The organism is Actinomadura scrupuli (assembly GCF_050971785.1).
GTDB lineage: Bacteria > Actinomycetota > Actinomycetes > Streptosporangiales > Streptosporangiaceae > Actinomadura_E > Actinomadura_E scrupuli.
The window spans coordinates 395,562-411,456 of the sequence record NZ_JBPCCU010000007.1 but is presented as its reverse complement, the minus strand read 5'-3'; the positions used below and the strand labels follow the sequence as shown (position 1 = coordinate 411,456).

12 protein-coding genes and 2 pseudogenes are annotated in these 15,895 nt (G+C 71.1%); 2 read left to right on the top strand and 12 right to left on the bottom strand.

Annotation, left to right across the window (positions count from 1 at the left end; genetic code table 11):
- Positions 1-102: 102 nt before the first annotated feature.
- The 3 genes and pseudogenes from ACRYCC_RS30230 to ACRYCC_RS30220 all read right to left on the bottom strand — a co-directional run.
- Entirely contained in the window at positions 103-3,873 is a 3,771-nt protein-coding gene (locus ACRYCC_RS30230; protein WP_433817126.1) for a S8 family serine peptidase, read from the bottom strand.
- A gap of 176 nt (positions 3,874-4,049) precedes the next feature.
- Positions 4,050-4,367, bottom strand: a complete 318-nt coding sequence (locus ACRYCC_RS30225; protein WP_433817219.1) for a helix-turn-helix transcriptional regulator — start codon at positions 4,365-4,367, stop codon at positions 4,050-4,052.
- 81 nt (positions 4,368-4,448) lie between these two features.
- Positions 4,449-4,916, bottom strand: a pseudogene (locus ACRYCC_RS30220) (cupin domain-containing protein); the annotation flags it as partial.
- 22 nt (positions 4,917-4,938) lie between these two features.
- On the opposite strand from ACRYCC_RS30220, the pseudogene ACRYCC_RS30215 reads away from it, so the two are divergent.
- A pseudogene (locus ACRYCC_RS30215) lies at positions 4,939-5,832 on the top strand (aldo/keto reductase); the annotation flags it as partial.
- Between the two features lie 252 nt (positions 5,833-6,084).
- On the opposite strand, the gene ACRYCC_RS30210 reads toward ACRYCC_RS30215, so the two are convergent.
- The 6 genes from ACRYCC_RS30210 to ACRYCC_RS30185 all read right to left on the bottom strand — a co-directional run bounded on the left by ACRYCC_RS30210 (position 6,085) and on the right by ACRYCC_RS30185 (position 10,970).
- Positions 6,085-6,645 (bottom strand): copper resistance CopC family protein, encoded by a 561-nt coding sequence (locus ACRYCC_RS30210; protein ID WP_433817125.1) that lies wholly within the window; start codon positions 6,643-6,645, stop codon positions 6,085-6,087.
- A complete protein-coding gene (locus ACRYCC_RS30205; protein ID WP_433817124.1) occupies positions 6,642-7,358 on the bottom strand; it encodes a YcnI family copper-binding membrane protein in 717 nt (238 codons plus the stop codon). The genes ACRYCC_RS30210 and ACRYCC_RS30205 overlap by 4 nt, the downstream gene beginning before the upstream one ends.
- A 62-nt stretch (positions 7,359-7,420) precedes the next feature.
- A complete protein-coding gene (locus ACRYCC_RS30200) occupies positions 7,421-8,026 on the bottom strand; it encodes a hypothetical protein (protein ID WP_433817123.1) in 606 nt (201 codons plus the stop codon).
- Positions 8,027-8,147: 121 nt separating this feature from the next.
- The gene (locus ACRYCC_RS30195; RefSeq protein ID WP_433817122.1) at positions 8,148-9,626 is read right to left on the bottom strand and encodes a SulP family inorganic anion transporter; all 1,479 of its coding nucleotides are present in this window, start codon (positions 9,624-9,626) and stop codon (positions 8,148-8,150) included.
- A gap of 209 nt (positions 9,627-9,835) precedes the next feature.
- Positions 9,836-10,270, bottom strand: a complete 435-nt coding sequence (locus ACRYCC_RS30190) for a hypothetical protein (protein ID WP_433817121.1) — start codon at positions 10,268-10,270, stop codon at positions 9,836-9,838.
- A gap of 97 nt (positions 10,271-10,367) precedes the next feature.
- Positions 10,368-10,970 carry a TetR/AcrR family transcriptional regulator gene (locus ACRYCC_RS30185; protein ID WP_433817120.1) on the bottom strand — a complete coding sequence of 201 codons (603 nt, stop codon included), beginning with the start codon at positions 10,968-10,970 and terminating at the stop codon, positions 10,368-10,370.
- Between the two features lie 67 nt (positions 10,971-11,037).
- Between ACRYCC_RS30185 and ACRYCC_RS30180 the strand changes: the two genes are divergently transcribed.
- Positions 11,038-11,883 carry a class I SAM-dependent methyltransferase gene (locus ACRYCC_RS30180; RefSeq protein ID WP_433817119.1) on the top strand — a complete coding sequence of 282 codons (846 nt, stop codon included), beginning with the start codon at positions 11,038-11,040 and terminating at the stop codon, positions 11,881-11,883.
- A 27-nt stretch (positions 11,884-11,910) separates the two neighbouring features.
- Here ACRYCC_RS30180 and ACRYCC_RS30175 read toward each other — a convergent pair whose 3' ends face one another.
- The 3 genes from ACRYCC_RS30175 to ACRYCC_RS30165 all read right to left on the bottom strand — a co-directional run bounded on the left by ACRYCC_RS30175 (position 11,911) and on the right by ACRYCC_RS30165 (position 15,715).
- Positions 11,911-12,534, bottom strand: a complete 624-nt coding sequence (locus ACRYCC_RS30175; RefSeq protein ID WP_433817118.1) for a TetR/AcrR family transcriptional regulator — start codon at positions 12,532-12,534, stop codon at positions 11,911-11,913.
- A 151-nt stretch (positions 12,535-12,685) separates the two neighbouring features.
- The gene (locus ACRYCC_RS30170) at positions 12,686-13,441 is read right to left on the bottom strand and encodes an SDR family oxidoreductase (RefSeq protein ID WP_433817117.1); all 756 of its coding nucleotides are present in this window, start codon (positions 13,439-13,441) and stop codon (positions 12,686-12,688) included.
- A 228-nt stretch (positions 13,442-13,669) separates the two neighbouring features.
- On the bottom strand, positions 13,670-15,715 hold the full coding sequence (locus ACRYCC_RS30165; RefSeq protein WP_433817116.1) for a phosphocholine-specific phospholipase C: 2,046 nt from the start codon (positions 15,713-15,715) through the stop codon (positions 13,670-13,672).
- Between the last annotated feature and the right edge of the window lie 180 nt (positions 15,716-15,895).

The following is a 15,895-nucleotide window of genomic DNA, read 5'->3' as shown; positions in this document are numbered from 1 at the left end:
CGGTGACACCGCCCGCCCGCCGGACGATGTGCTGTGCCCCGGGACGCCGCCGGGCGGGGCCACTGGCCGTGGCCCCGCCCAGCGGCGGTGTACGTCATGCCGTCAGCGCAGGCCGAACGCCCGGGTGATCGTCTGCGAGACGTCGTTGCCGGCGCTGTCCCCGGCGGTGACCCGGAGGGTGACGAAGGCGGCGGACTCCGGGGCCTTGAGAGTGGCCCGCGATCCGCCCTGGTGGCGCACCAGCGTGGTCCGCTGCCAGGTCGCCCCGTCGTCGTAGGAGACTTCGAGGGCGAGCTTCTTGATGCCGGCCGTCACGCCGGGCAGGTGCGAGGCGGCCACCGTCAGCTCGGTACGCCGGGCCGCCCGGCCCGCCGTGTCGGTCTCCACCCCGTAGTCGAGCTGGATCAGCGGCAGGGTCTGCGCCGCCTCGGACCCGGTGACCGCGGAGGTGAAGTTCCACTCGGTCAGCGTGTGGGTCGAGTACGGGCGGGCCCATGAGCCCCGGTCGTTGTCGACCACCAGCCGGTAGGGCAGGCGCTGCGCGGCGAGCCCGGTGACCGGCAGATACTCGGCGTTGCCCCACCTGAGCAGCTGATCACCCTGGTAGAGCGCCGCGTAGTCCTTGACGTCGAAGTTGCCGAGCGCGTCGCCCACATGGCCTGCGCCCGAGTCGCCCCAGCCGGGCACGGGAATGTAGACCCCGTCGAGGTACCGCACCGGCAGGTAGCCGATGGGACCCATCCGCGGGCGCTGGATCGGCCCGAACCAATGGATCCTGCTGACCGACCCGGCCGCGTAGTGGCCGACGTCGAGGAGGTGCTGCCCGGTCTCGCTGAGGATCATCGCGTCGTCCAGCCAGCTGGTTTCGGCGGTGACCCAGTCGGTCCGCTCACCCTGGGCGGGGGCGGTGAGCATGTTGCCGACCGCCCAGCCGCGCCAGACGTCGGGGCGGAATTCCAGCGCCTTGCCCGGCCGGAAGTTGCGGAAGGAGACGTCGATCCGGGCCAGGTCGCGGGGCGTCGACCGGAAGGCCGGTTTCACGGGGACCGAGCCGGCCCAGTGGTGCACCACGTCGTACAGGTAGTCGGTGGTGGGGTTCGAGGTGACCGTCAGCGGGACGCTTCCACGACGCAGCGCGTCGATCAGCTCAGTACCCTCGTCGGCGGTGAGCGTCGCCACCGTCACCGGGGCCGGGCTCTCCGGGGTCCAGGGATTCTCGTCCCACGGCCCCAGCCGGCCGACGCCGTCGTTGACGACCAGGAGCAGCTTCGCGCCGGCGGCCGCCGCGTCCTTCGCCTGCTCCCCGATCCCGACTGTGTCGCTGCGCCGTACCACCACGGCCTTGCCGCGGACGTCGCGCCGGGCCAGCTCGGCCGCCGCGCCGTCGCCGGCGAAGACCGCCGACAGCTTCCCGGTGCCGGCCGGCAGCGGCGTCGCCGCTCGCTTGACCAGCAGGTCGTCGTAGGTACGCGACTTCGTGGCGACGGTCAGCGCGGGTTGCTCCAGCCGGAAGCGGGCACCGAACTCGAACTCACCGTCGGTCACCTTCTTGCCGGTGGGAAGCGCCCACACGCTGTCGTACGACTCGTTCGGCAGGACCGAACTCTCGACGCTGCTGTAACCCTCGGTCCCGCTCTTGCCCCACGACCGTCTGACGTCCAGCCGTACCGCGGCGGGGATCGCCGCCTGAGGCACGTACGCCTCGACCCGGCGGGCCGCACCGGCGTCCAGGACGACCGTCCGGTCCCGGTCCAGCGAGATGTCGTTGAAGCTGAGCTTGGCCATACCGCGCGAGTGCGGCCCGTTGGCCCCCTGCACCTGGGCGTCGATCCAGCCGCTCCAGCTGCCGACGGGCAGCCGGATGGTGCCGGTGCCGGACTCGTCGAGCTGCATCGTCGCGAAGCGGTTCTTGCCGGCGATGATGACCTGGCACCGGTACTCGTCGGCCGGGCAGGCCAGCGGCTTGCCCGAGCGGTCCTTGGCGATGACGGTCAGGTTCTGCCGCTGCCCTTCCCTGCCGGCGCCGATGAGGGTGTGCGCCCGGACCGTTCCGGAGCTGTCGGTGGCGTTGATCATGCCGCTGACCTGCTGATCGACCGGCAGCCGGTCCAGCTCCGCGGTCTCCGTGACCGAGGCGGTGCCGTGCGCGGGAACGGTGACCCGGCCGGCGGAGAGGGTGAAGAGCCCGGCCGGCGCCGCGGCGGCGTCGATGGCCAGGTCGAGGGTGACCGCGGTGTCGCCGACGTTGGTGTACGTCACCTGCTTGACCTCGGTCTCGCCCGGCTTCTGCGGCCAGGGGTGGAAGCCGGAGTAGGCGGTGACGGTGGCGAAGATCGTCGCGTGCACCGCCGCGAAGGCGTCGAGCCGCCCTGCGCCCGCCTGGTACGGGGTGTACGCCGGGGTGGGCTTGACGCTGCTGACGAGCGCCTGCTTGAGCTGCTGGCCGGTCCAGCCGGGGTGCGTGGCGGCCAGCAGCGCGGCGGCGCCGGCGACGTGCGGCGTGGCCATCGAGGTGCCGCTCATCGTCGTGTAGTAGCCCGAGCCGCCCCGGACGAAGTGGGAGCGCGCGGCGAGGATGTCGACGCCGGGTGCGGTGAGTTCCGGCTTCAGCCCGCCGTCGCCCGATCGCGGGCCCTGGCTGGAGAACTCGGCGAGCTTGTCGGCGGAGTCGACCGCGCCGACGGTGAGCGCGGAGTCCGCCGCACCCGGGCTGCCGATGCTCTGCGGGCCACCGTTGCCGGCGGCGATGACGAACAACGCGCCGGTCTCGGAGCTGAGCTGGTTGACCGACTCGCTCATCGGGTCGGTGCCGTCGCCGGCGCCGCCCAGGCTCATACTGATGATCTTGGCGTGCTTCTGCCGGGCGGCCCACTCCATCCCCGCGATGATCCAGGAGTCCTGGCCGCTGCCCTCGCTGTTGAGCACCTTGCCGACGTCCAGCCGGGCGCCGGGGGCGACGCCCTTCTCCTTCCCGTCCGACGCGGCACCGGTGCCCGCGATCGTCGAGGCCACATGCGTACCGTGGCCGACGTAGTCGGTGACATCCTCCTCGTATGGGACGAAGCTGGCGGTGGTGGCGACCTGCCCCGCGAGGTCCGGGTGTTCGGCGTCCACGCCGGTGTCGAGCACCGCGACGTTCACGCCCTGCCCGGTGTCCCCGCCCTGCCAGACCTTCTGCGCACCGATCTGCGCGGTCGATTCGGCCAGGTCGACCGTCACCTTGCCGTCGAGCCACACCTTGGCGATGCCATTGGCGAACGTCGGGCCGCCCGGCCCCCGCCGGGCCGCGGTACCGGCCGGGGCCGCCGTCAACGAAGACCAGAACTTCGAGGCCTGCGTGCGCTCCTGCGTGACGGCCGCGCCCTTCACGCTGTCGAGTGGGCGTACGACCGTGGCGCCGGCCACGCTCGTCTTGTTCCGGGAGCGGGCGGCGGCGTCGGTGTAGCGGAAGATCAGCGGCAGCTTGCCGGTGTGCGCGTCATCGTAACCGTCGGCGATCAGCTTGGTCACGTTGAACAGCCGCTTGTCGAGTATCCCCCCGGAGACGTAGGGGAGCACGGCGTTGGGATAGACGTAGGTCGCCCCGTCGACGACGGTGCGGACGAAGTCGGCGGTCTTCCCGTTGGGGCCTCGTACGGACTGGACGACGGTGCCGTCGGCGGCGGTGTCGATCGTGACCCTGTCGCCGGTGATCAGGGTGACGCTGCGCGTGCTGCCCGCCCCCGGTGACTGTTGAGTGACGGGGCCGCGAGGCGAGACCGGGCCGGACGGGCCGGCGGGTGCCGCGGTGGCGGCCGGGGTGACCCCCACCGTCAGGGCGGTGACCGCACCGAGGGCGATCAGCCCTCGCCTGCAGACTGGATTTAGAAGCAAGGGGATCCCTTTGGCGAGCGGATGATGGCACAGCATCTGATCCGTCTCGCGCCCCGGTCAACAAGATCCGCTGGCGTCGTTGCGCCATGGCATGTTCGTGCCAGCTCTCCGGCTGGGACCGGTCTCAGGGCCCTCGGCCGGCCAGGTGAACTACGCCCCGGCCGCGCGGCGGGAGGTCATTCGTACAGAGGCGGGGCCGCAGGGGGGACGGGCTCCGCGGTCCGGTAGCGGGCGGGCGGCCGGCCGGTGACCCGTTTGAAGGCGTTGCTGAAGGCGCTCTCGGAGGCGTACCCCCACTCGGTGGCGACGGACGAGACCGTACGATCTCCGGCCCGCAGCGCCTCGGCCGCCGACCGGATACGCCAGTGCAGCAGGTAGTCCAGCGGCGGTAGCCCGACGAGGGTCTTGAACCGCAGGGCGAAGCTGGAGCGTGACATGCCCACCTCGGCCGCGAGGCCGGCGACCGTCCACCGGCGGGTGGCCTGCCGGTGCATCAGCGCGAGCGCGGCACCGATCTGCGGGTCCTTCAGCGCACCCAGCCAGCCCGGGACGTCGTCCGCACCGGCGAGGTGGGCGCGCAGGGCCTGGATGAACAGGATCTGGGTCAGGTGCCCGATCATCACCGTCGCCCCGAGCGGTTCGGCCGCGGTCTCGTCGGCCAGCATCGCCAGCACCGGGCGGAGGGCCCGGGCCGGGGGACTGCCGGCGGGGATGCGCGCGGCGGGAGGCAGGCAGTCGAGCAGGAGGGCCGCGCTCGTGTCGTCGAGGGTGATGCTGCCGCCGATGATGACGGTCTGCTCCTCGCCCGGGACGGCGGTGCCGTACCGCACGCTCATGACGTTGGGCGCCCGGAGGTAGACCTCGTGGCCGTCGTCCGGCTCGAGGCTCAGATCGTTGGCGACCTCGTACGGCCGACCGCCCGTGAGGAGGTAGCAGTCACCCGCCGACAGCCGCAGCGGGGGCGCGCCGTCGACGGTGAGCCAGCACCTGCCGGACATGATCGCGCCGATCTTGACGTGCCGGTAGCTCCGGAAGCGCAGGGACCAGCGGCCACCGGAGACCGATCATCTGGTGGGCACCGCACTCGATCACGGGGTGAACCTCATCGACACCGCCGACATGTACGGCGGGGGAGAGTCGGAGGAGTTCCTCGGCCAAGTGCTGGGGGCACGCCGCCGCGACGTGGTGCTGGCCACCAAGATGACCGCGCGGGTGGCCCCCGGCCCCAACGACGTCGGCCAGTCCCGGCTGCACATCATGCGGGCGCTGGAGGACAGCCTGCGCAGGCTCCGCACCGACCACGTCGACCTCTACCAGATCCACAACATCGACCCGATCACGCCCTTCGAGGAGTCCCTGGCCGCCCTCGACGACGCCGTACGCCAGGGCAAGATCCGCTATGTCGGTGCCTCCAACCTCACCGCCTGGCAGATGATGAAGGCCCTGGGCGTCTCCGAGCGGCGGGGATGGGCGCGGTTCTGCTCCCTGCAGTCCTACTACTCGCTCGCGGGGCGCGACATCGAACGTGAGATCCTCCCGCTGGTCCGCGACCAGGACCTCGGCCTGCTGGTCTGGAGCCCGCTGGCCGCCGGCCTGCTGTCCGGCAGGTTCGACCGGACCGGCGCGCGGGCCGGTAACTCCCGGCGCGCCCGGTTCGAGTTCCCGCCGGTGGACTTGGAGCGCGCCTACGACGTCATCGACGCCCTGCGCCTGGTGGCCGCCCGCCACGAGGTGGGCGTGCCCCGGGTCGCGCTCGCCTGGGTGCTCGCGCAACCGGGGGTGACCAGCACCGTCATCGGCGCCAGGCGCCCGGAGCAGCTCCTGGAGAACCTCTCCGCCATCGAGCTGGAGCTCACCCCGCAGGACCTCGCCGAACTGGACGCCGCCAGCGCGCTGCCGCCCGAGTACCCGGGCTGGATCCAGGCCGACCACTCCGACCGCTTCCCCAAGACGGCCTGACGAGCGGCGCGATGACACCGACACCGACGCCACGATGTACGCGAACAGCAGTTGCACCTCCTTCTCGGGGTCCGTCGGCTCCCGGCAGTCCGAAGACTTCTCGGCCCCCTTCCCGACCTTCGTCAAGTTCGGATAGGACAGGACGCGGTCACGGCGGATGCCGTGGCGCCGGTCACCGGGATCGGCCACCGGCCCTGTGCTCCGCGAGGTGCGCGGCGGCCCTCGACGGCCGCCGCGCACCTCGCGGAAGGGTCAGGCCCCGTCGCCGGGCTCGGCCGAGCGGCGGGCGATGACGATGCCGGCGATCGAGCCTCCGGCGAGCAGGGCGGCGAGGCCGATCCACCACCAGCCGGTGCCGGACGACCCGGCGGCCGGGGCCGCCGCCGGGGGACCGCCGCTCGGTGCCGGGCCCGCCACCGGTCCGGACGCGGATCCGGCCGGGCCGGTGCCGCCCTTGACGGTGAAGCGGTACTTACCGCTGACGGGGTGCCCGTCCAGGGCGACCACTCGCCAGCCGACCGTGTACGGACCCGGAGCGAGCGTTCCGCCGACGGGCTGGGTCACCACGTTGTCCACGGCACGCGCCGTGCCGGACTCGTGCCGCCCGCCCGCCGCGTCCAGGAGGACGACCTGGGGGAACCGCACGGGGTCGGCGAAGGTCAGCGCGAGTGTGCTCGGTGGTGCCACCGTCGAGCCGATCGCCGGTGAGGCCGCCTTCAGTGAGGTGTGTGCGGATACCGGCCCGGTGGTCGCGGCGAAGGCCAGCGCCGCCCCCGCCGTGACCACGGCGATCCGTACACTCCGGTCTCTCATGCGCGGCGCCGCACCCGGGCCAGCGCGAACCCGCCGACGGCGATACCGATCACGCCGACGGCGAGCCCGAGGCCGCCCAGGAACCGGGCGGTGCCGTCGTCTGCGGCCTCGGCGGCCTCGGTCCGGTCGGCCACGGGCACCTGGGCGGTCGTGCCGGTGCCGGCCCCGCTGCCCTTCGGCGTCAGCCGGAGCACCGGAGCGGGATGCTCGGGCTCCTGGCCGCCGTTGCCGGGGTCCTGGTCCCAGGACACGACCTTGCCGCCGGTGTAGGTCTGGCGGGCCTTGAACACCAGGCGGTCGGTGTCGGTGGGCAGCGGTCCCATGGACACGTCGAACTCCTGGAACTCCCCGGGAGCGATCGACCCGCCGCTCCAGGTGATCTTGGATACCGCCTGGGTGATCTCGCCGTCGTCGGACTTGAGCGGGGTGGCGAGCCTGGACTTGTCGATCTTGATGGTCCAGCCGGGAATCGGGCGCACCGACACCGAGGCGATCGGGTGGTCCAGCGGCAGGTCGACCTCGACGCTGGTGTTCCTGGCGGTCCCCTCCTCATTGGGGACCCGGAACGAGATCTTGCTGTACGAGCCCTGCTCGGCGCTGCGGGGGTTGGCGGTGACGTGGGCGGTGGCCGGGCCGGCGATCATCAGCAGGGCCAGGGCGGCGGTACCGCCGATGCCGGCCACCCGGGCAAGGGCATGACGAGAAGAGTGCATGGACGTGTTTCTCCGTTCGAACCGTTCGATGACGAAAGGGCAGGGTCGCCCGGCGCGCGGCGTCAGCCGAGCGCGAGCGCCGTCGAACGGAGCGGAGGTCCTCGCCGGACCACGCAGTACCGCAACGCGGCCATGCGCGGCCGGGCCAGAGCACGGGCATGGGAGACCGCGCGTGTCGCCGCTCTCACCGGCGGCGGGTCCAGGAGGCACAGCAGGCCCAGCAGGCCCAGCAACGACGCGGCGGTCAGTGCCGCCGTGCGACGGGCCAGTACCCACACCGCCCGCTCGCCCCGCCGCAGCCACCAGGCCGAGACCACCGCGGCGCCGATGTGCGCCAGCGTCATGGCCGTGCCCCCACCGTGCTCGGCCGCCATCAGATCGGGCCGCGAGCCGGAGTGATCCATGGCCGGAGCGCCCGGCTGAGCGGCCGCGAAGAGTACGTGCAGGGCGAACTGCCCGCCGAGCAGGCCACCGAGGATGGTGACCAGGGACCGCTCCGTCCCCGTCAGCACCCACGCCACCGCGAGCACCGCCGCGAAACCGAAGCCGAGAGCCCACGGGCCGACGGCGGCGTGCGAGACGGTGGCATGACCCGCGATGGCCAGGCTCACGCAGACGGCTGCGAAAACCGAGGAGCGGGTCACCCGGAGAACAGGCTTGGCGGTCATGGCGAGACGATTGTCGCACCAGACCGGCCCGGGTTCAGATCCATCCCCGCCCCTGCCGCCGGGGATCCGCCCGTGGCGCGGGCCGGAGGTGATCTGTCGCAACGCACGGCGTCTCATCGGCTCACGCGGCCGGCACGGCGTTGAGGTCGCCGGACACCTGAACCTGCGAGCCGCTGCTGTCGCGCTGGGCGGTCCAGGCCAGGAGCGCGGTGCGGCAGGCGTGGTCGAGGTGGCGGAGTCCGGACAGGTCCAGCTCGACCGGGCGGTCGTGGGGCAGTGCCTCGAGGGTGTCAAGGATGCGGGGAAGCCGCAGGAAGGTGGCGTTGCCGGTCAGCCGGATGCGCAGCGTGCCGGGGTCTTCGTGGACATCGATGTGGATATGAGAGACGTCCCAGGCGGTCTTCGCCACGGCCAGTACGAGGCCGGTGAGGACGCCTTCGAGGAGGTTGGTCGTGACGATCGCGGCCAAGGTGAGGACGAGTACGAGGGCCTCGCCGCGTTCGGTCCGCCACAGCCGGGCCACCTCCTGCCCGGGGATGAGTTTCCAGCCGCAGTGAATGAGGACGCCCGCGAGTACGGCGACGGGGATGATCCCGAGCGCGGCCGGCAGGAGAGCGGCGAACAGCAGGAGCCAGCCGCCGTGCATGATCCGCGATGCTCTGGTGGCGGCTCCGGCCTGGACGTTCGCGGCGCTGCGCACGATGACGGCGGTCATCGGCAGGGCGCCCAGCAGCCCGCAGGCCGCGTTGCCGACCCCCTGGGCCATCAGTTCCTTGTCGTAGTCGGTACGCGGACCGTCGTGCATGCGGTCGACGGCCGCCGCGCTGAACAGGCTCTCGGCCGAGGCGATGAGGGTGAGGGCGACCACGGTGCCCAGCACGCCCGGCTCCGTCAGCCGGGCGAACTCACCGGCTCCGGGTGGCTGCAGCACACCGAGGACGCCCTTCACCTGGATCTTGTCGACGGACAGCAAGGCCGCGGCGCCGGTGGTGAGCACCACGGCGGCCAGTGGTGCGGGGATCATCTGCAGGGGAGCGGGAGCCAGGCGCCATGCCACCATGATGATGATCGTTGCGACCCCGAGTCCCGCTGAGGCCATGACCGCAGGCTCGCTGACGGCTCTGGTGAGCAGGCCGGGCAGGCCCATCAGGCCCGTCAGGCCGCTGCCGTGCGCGGGCCGGCCCAGCAGTGAGTACGTCTGGCCGACGATGATGACCACACCGATGCCGCCCAGCATGCCGTGGACCACCGAGGCCGATATCGCCCGGAACCAGCGACCCGTCTTGAGCGCCCCCATGATGAGCTGCAAGAGCCCGGCGACGAGGACGATCACGCCGAGGTTCGCCGGGCCGTACTCCCTGACCGCTTCGAACACCAGGACGGTGAGTCCGGCGGCCGGTCCGCTGACCTGCAGGCTGCTGCCGGGCAGGACACCGACGAGCAGGCCGCCGATGATGCCCGTCACCAGCCCGGCCTCGGCCGGCATCCCAGAGGCGACGGCGATGCCGACGCACAGCGGCAGGGCGATGAGGAAGACGACGAGCGAGGCGGAGACGTCCCGCCGCAGGGTATGCCGGTGACGCACGAGAACGGAGAACATGTGAGCCCTTCATGGTGACATCGGCCCTCGGCCGAGACGGCTTGGGTCGTGGTGGGTCATGGCGGCGGGAAGCGCCGCGAAAGGGTGTGGGCGAGCCGGCCCAGGTGCCGGTCAGGCGCGGTCGATCACCTCGTGGCGCGTACCACCACCAGGAGCTCGGCTCGCCTCGATGAACGTGAGCTCGGCGTCGGGGCCGCGCTCACTGACTGTCAGGTGCGTAAGACGCACAGCAGAATGAGCACGGCGGTGCCCGCGACCGCCGCATCCGGTGAGGCCATGGCCACCGGCCCGGCCGCGGGGCAGGTCGTACCGGAGACGCATCTGAGGAGGCGGACGGCCATCCCCGGGCCGGAGGGACCGGGGTTGAGGGTCTGGCAGGCCTCGCCGTGCCGGACGTGCGTCGGCTCCGGGTAGGGTCCGGCCGGTCGTTGCGGGTGGGCGGCCGCCCAGGCGGTCTCGTGCGGAGTGTGGAAGGCGGGCCCCGGCCCGCCGTCGCCCGGCGTCGAGACCGAAGGCCTCTGGCCGGGCGGTTCACCGAGGGGATGCCCTGGCAGGCCGAGGTGCACCGTGAACACGAGCATGATCAGCAGCACCGCCGGCCGCAGAGGACCGGTGGTGGCGGACGCAGGTGAGCTCACGAACACGCACACCACGATACGTCACCCTATGAATTTGGATATATACACTTAGTAATTGTTCTGTTCGCGGCAGCCGGCACCGTAACGACAGGTGCCCGGCGGTTCACAGCAGCCGTCGTTGCACGGCATCGGCGATGACCGTGGTCACGACCTTGCCGACGGCTCCGGCCTCCGGCGGTACGCCCGCTCGGCCGGCGAACAGCAGGTGCCCGGCCCCGATCAGCGAGAGCGCGAGCGAGTCGACGTCTGCGTCGGCCGCGATGCGGCCCAGTTCGCACTCGTCGGTGAGGTAGGAGGCGATCATGGTGCCGGCCTCCGTCAGGACTGGGACGCCATGGGCCGGTCCGGCTTGACGCAGCCGGGCGCGCAGTTCGTCGCGGAAGATGACGAGACCGACCATCGCCACGGCGACGGAGTCGAAGAGTTCCATCAGTGCGCCGGTGATGTTGCCGGCGACGGTGCCGGTGCCGGCGGAGCCGCGCAGGGTGACGGCCTGCTCCTCGATCCGGGCGATGCGACCTTGTACGAGCTCGACGAGGAAGGCGTCGAAGTCGGCGAAGTGCCGGTGCAGGACGCCCTTGGCGACGCCTGCCTCGGCGGTGACCGCGCGGCTGGTCAGCGCGTGCGGCCCGTCCTGGAGCAGGATGCGCTCGGCGGCGTCGAACAGTTGCCGGCGCGCGTCGCGGATGTGCACCCCCGTCGGCACCGCGTCTCTCCGTCCTCGGTAAGCCCGCCCCATGGACGAGTGGGCATACGCCCACTATGGTGGGCGCATGCCCACTGTACCGCAGGAGCACTCACGCCCTTCCGAGAACGAACCGCACAGGGCCCGGCAGATGGCGGAGTCGTTCGGGGTGGACGCCGAACGCTACGACCGGGCCCGGCCCCGGTATCCCGACGCCCTGGTGGAGCGGATCGTCGCCGCCAGCCCCGGGCCCGACGTCCTCGATGTCGGCTGCGGCACCGGCATAGAGGCCCGGCAGTTCCAGGCGGCCGGCTGCACGGTGCTCGGCGTCGAGCCCGACGAGCGTATGGCCGAGTTCGCGCGGCGCACCGGGGTGGAGGTCGAGGTGGCGATCTTCGAAGCCTGGGACCCCGCCAGCCGGGAATTCGACGCGGTCATCTCCGGGACGGCCTGGCACTGGATCGACCCGGTCGCGGGAGCCGCCAAGGCCGCGCAGGCGCTGCGGCCCGGCGGCCGGCTGGCGGCGTTCTCGCACGTGTTCGAGGCTCCGCCCGCCGTCGCGGAGGCGTTCGCCACGGTCTACCGGAGGGTGGTGCCCGACGCGCCGTTCAACGTCCAGCAGGGGAGAGACGGTCAGCCGCCGGGGCAGGCCGTCGACATGTACCAGGAGATGTTCGCCAAGTTCGCCGACGGGATCCGGGAGGCGGGTGCGTTCGGCGACCCGGAGCAGTGGCGATTCGACTGGGAGCAGTCCTACACCCGGGACCAGTGGCTGGATCTGCTGCCCACGACCGGTGGCCTGACCTGGCTCCCGGCGGACAAGCTGGCCGAGGTGCTGGCGGACGTCGGGGCCGCGATCGACGCGATAGGGGGCGGCTTCACGATGCCGTACACCACGCTGGCGGTCACCGCGGCGCGCTCCGGCGCCGGCTGACAGACCGGGCGCGTATGGTACTCGTCGTCAACGGCTCAGCTCGAACACCTGGCCGACGAGTTTGTGCAGGTGCCTGCGGAACCGCCGGAGAAAAGCGGTGTTGTCCGGCCCCTCGCGCTCGCCCCTGCTGTTGAGGACGCTGCCCATGCAGAAACCGTGGATGCACCAGGTGAGCGTCCACAGCGCGTACTCGACGTCCACGTCGCCGTCCAGCGAGGTCTGAATTCTTTCCACGCATCGGTCGAACAGGGGCATGAAGTAGAGGCGTTCCACCTCGGTGATGTCGGCCGCGTCGGACTGCCAGCGGTGTGTCCAGAGCGCGGGCACCTCTGGATGGTCCACGCAGTAGTCCAGGTAGCGGTCCGCGAGCATGAGGACGCCCGCCCGATCGGGGGTGAACTCGGCGAAGGCCGAATCGAACATGGCCGTCGCGATCCTGTGAAAACGTGCGACCACTGCGAGATAGATGTCCCGCTTGGTGCCTGCCAGCCGCTCGACGGTGGCGAGGTCGAGTCCGGCGGCATCTGCGATCATCTCGTTCGAGGTTCCGTCGTAGCCGAGAGAGGCGAACAGCCGGGTGGCCGATTCCATGATCTGTTCCTGGGCAATGCCCAGCTCGGAATCGGGTGCCTGACGTCGCGCAACTCCCATGCCTATGACGCTAAGTCGCCTTGGGCGGAGCAGAAGACATTCGGCGCATTTTTTGGCCGGCAAGAGGATGATTTTGCAGTCCGTGTACTCGAAAATCGTCTTCGGCTCAGCTCCGCCGTCTCGACTTTCAGCGGCGGCCCGTCGGCGGCCTTCACCGCGCCCCGAGGACGTCCTCGCCGGCGAGCCATTGGGCGAATGTCTGCTTGCCGCGAGGCCCTGGTCCGGCCGGCAGCAGCGCGCCGCCGGCCATCGCCCGGCCGGCCGCGCCCGGCAGCCGAAGCGGCACCACGACCCGGTGGCCGCCTCGCGCTCGAAGTACCTGGCGAGCCATGTCGGTCAGCTCCCGCCGCTCCGGTCCGGCCAGGTCCGGTGCCATCCCGGCCGGTTCGCGCACAGCGAGCTCGACGAGAGCGTGGGCCACCTCACGGGCGGCGATCGGCTGGGTCGCCATTCGCGGCACCAGCGCGAACGGGCCGCCGCCCCGCTCCAGGACCTGTATCGCGAACTCGTGGAATTGAGTCGCGCGCAGGATGCTCGCCGGGACCGGGCCGGCCAGGAGGAGCTCCTCCTGGCGTCGCTTGCCTTCGTAGTAACCGAAGTCGACCCGATCGATGCCCACGATCGACAGCGCGACATGGTGCGACACGCCGGCGGCCCGTCCCGCGCCGAGCAGATTGCGCGTGCCGGCCTCGAAGAAGGCGACCGACTTTCTCCTGCTCGTCGTCGTCACGTTGCTCACGTCGATCACCGCCGACGTCCCCTGGAGCGCCTCGGCGAGTCCGCTGCCGGTCGTGATGTCCACGCCGGCGGATCGCGAGATCACCGTTGGCTCGTGACCCGCGGCGCGCACGGCGTCCACGACGAATTTCCCCACCTGGCCGGTTCCACCGGCGACGGCGATACGCATCTACTTCTCCGCTCCCGCTTCGTCCCTGTTCGGCTGCCGAGGTGTCGAACATAAGGGCCGATGAAACGAGCGGGGCACGGCGGATGCCCAGACTCCGGCAACAGCTGCCGAGAGCGCGGGCACCGCCGCCACCACCTGCCTGCCGCGACTTCTCATACACACATGACGAGAGGGCCCCCACAGTTCGTGACATTCGTGCCTCGTTCGGCGGTCTGTGCGCTCACCGTCTCACCTCGCGTTGATCGCCGGGTCGCTGGTGCCGGCCCTGCCGGTCTCGACGTGGCCGGCGAAACGGCGCAGGAAGGTGCTGTCGGTGTCGGAGACCACCGACAGGTCGTACCACGAGTGGTTGTGACGCAGGTCCGCCGAGTGGACGACGTGGCCGCCCGGCCGGAGCTTGTAGGTCGCCGGCCGTCCGCCGTAGGCGTCGGTGATCGTGAGACGGCAGGCGGAGTCGCCCGAGTTGGTGAGCTCGAGGCGCAGGTTCCCGTGGTCGCGGTCGTGGCGGGCGGTCACTTCGGGACCCGCGGTACGGCCTGCGAACCGTCGCAGGAAGCCGTTGGGGCCGAAGACCGAGAAGTCGTAGGAGTTCTGGGTGCCGGCCGTCTCCCAGGTGTCGGACAGCTTCTTGCCGGCCTCGACGGTGTAGGTCCACGGCCCGTCCGCCCGGTTAGCGGAGGTGACGTAGAAGCACACCCCGGCCTTGCCGCCGCTGGTGAAGTCGAGCCTGAACCGTCCGCCGGTCGCCTTGCCGTCGGTTCCCAGGGCATACGGCAGCGGCCGTGCGGGACGTACCCCTTTCTCCTGCCGGGGCAGCGCCGGGTCGGCCGGCGGAGCCGGCACGTAGTCGGGGTGCCGGACGTGGTCCTTCGGCGCGTAACCGCCGGTGGCGGGCAGGGCGGCGGGCTTCTCGTCCGGGCGCGCGAAGTCGAACGCCGAGGTGAGGTCGCCGCAGACCGTGCGCCGCCACGGTGAGACGTTGGGTTCGCGCACGCCGAAGCGCTGCTCCATGAACTGGATGATCGAGGTGTGGTCGAACACCTGGGAGCACACCCAGCCGCCCTTGCTCCACGGCGAGACGACGAGCATCGGAACGCGCTGGCCCAGGCCGTACGGTCCGGCGGCGAAGCGCTGCGAACCCGGGAAGATCTCGTTGGCGGTGCTCACGGTGGAGAGGCCCTGCGAGCGCGAGGAGGGCGGGTACGGCGGCACGACGTGGTCGAAGAAGCCGTCGTTCTCGTCGTAGGTGATGAAGAGCGCGGTCTTGCTCCACACCTCGGGGTCGGCGGTCAGGGCGTCCAGTACCTGCGCGATGTACCAGGCGCCGTAGTTCGCCGGCCAGTTCGGGTGTTCGGTGTAGGCCTCGGGCGCCGCGATCCACGAGATCTGGGGGAGCGCGTTCTTGGCCACGTCGGCCTTGAGGATGTCGAAGAGGCCCTGGCCGGCCTTGGCGTTGGTGCCGATCCGGGCCTTGTCGTACAACGGGTCGCCCGGCTTGGCGTTCTGGTACTGGTGGAAGTACAGCAGCGAGTTGTCACCGTAGTTGCCGATGTACGGGTCGCCGGTCCAGCCCCAGTAGCCGGCCGCGTCGAGACCGTCGCCCGTGTCCTGGTAGACCTTCCACGAGATCCCGGCCTTCTCGAGCCGCTCCGGGTACGTCGTCCAGTCGTAGCCGAGCTCGTCGTTGGCCAGCACCGGTCCGCCGCCGGCGCCGTCATTGCCGGTGTGGCCGGTCCACATGTAGTAGCGGTTCGGGTCCGTGTTCCCGTTGAACGAGCAGTGGTAGGCGTCGCACACGGTGAAGGCGTCGGCCAGCGCGTAGTGGAAGGGGATGTCCTCCCGCGTCAGATAGGCCATCGTCGTCGCGGTCTTGGCGGGGATCCACTGGTCGTACCTGCCCTGGTTCCAGGCCTTGTGGCCCCCGTTCCAGTCGTGGTTGAGGTCTTCGATGAACTGCATGCCGAGGTCGTCGGCTTGAGGACGGAAGGGCAGGACGTCCTTCGTGCCGTCCGACTGATGCCACACCGTCTTGCCGCTGGGCAGGACCACGGGGCGCGGATCACCGAAACCGCGTACGCCGCGGAGCGAGCCGAAGTAGTGATCGAACGAACGGTTCTCCTGCATCAGGACGACGATGTGCTCGACGTCGCGGAGAGTCCCGCTGCGGCGATGGGCCGGGATCGCCGCCGCCCGGGCGATGCTGTTGGGCAGCAGGGACAACCCCGCGGTCCCGCCGGCCACTTGCAGGAAACGCCGCCGATTGAGCTCCGTCATGACTGGGGTGCCTCCTGAACCGCAGGGATGTGAAGAGGTACCAGGTCAGCAGGTGACCACGAACGTGCAGCGACACGAGTGCTAAGCCGCCGAAAACGTCAGGTGAGGGGGGAGATCAGAGCCGAGCGAACGAGGTAGGCGTCTCAGCCTCGCGCGAACCCGCCCGGCCGGAGCAGGAAG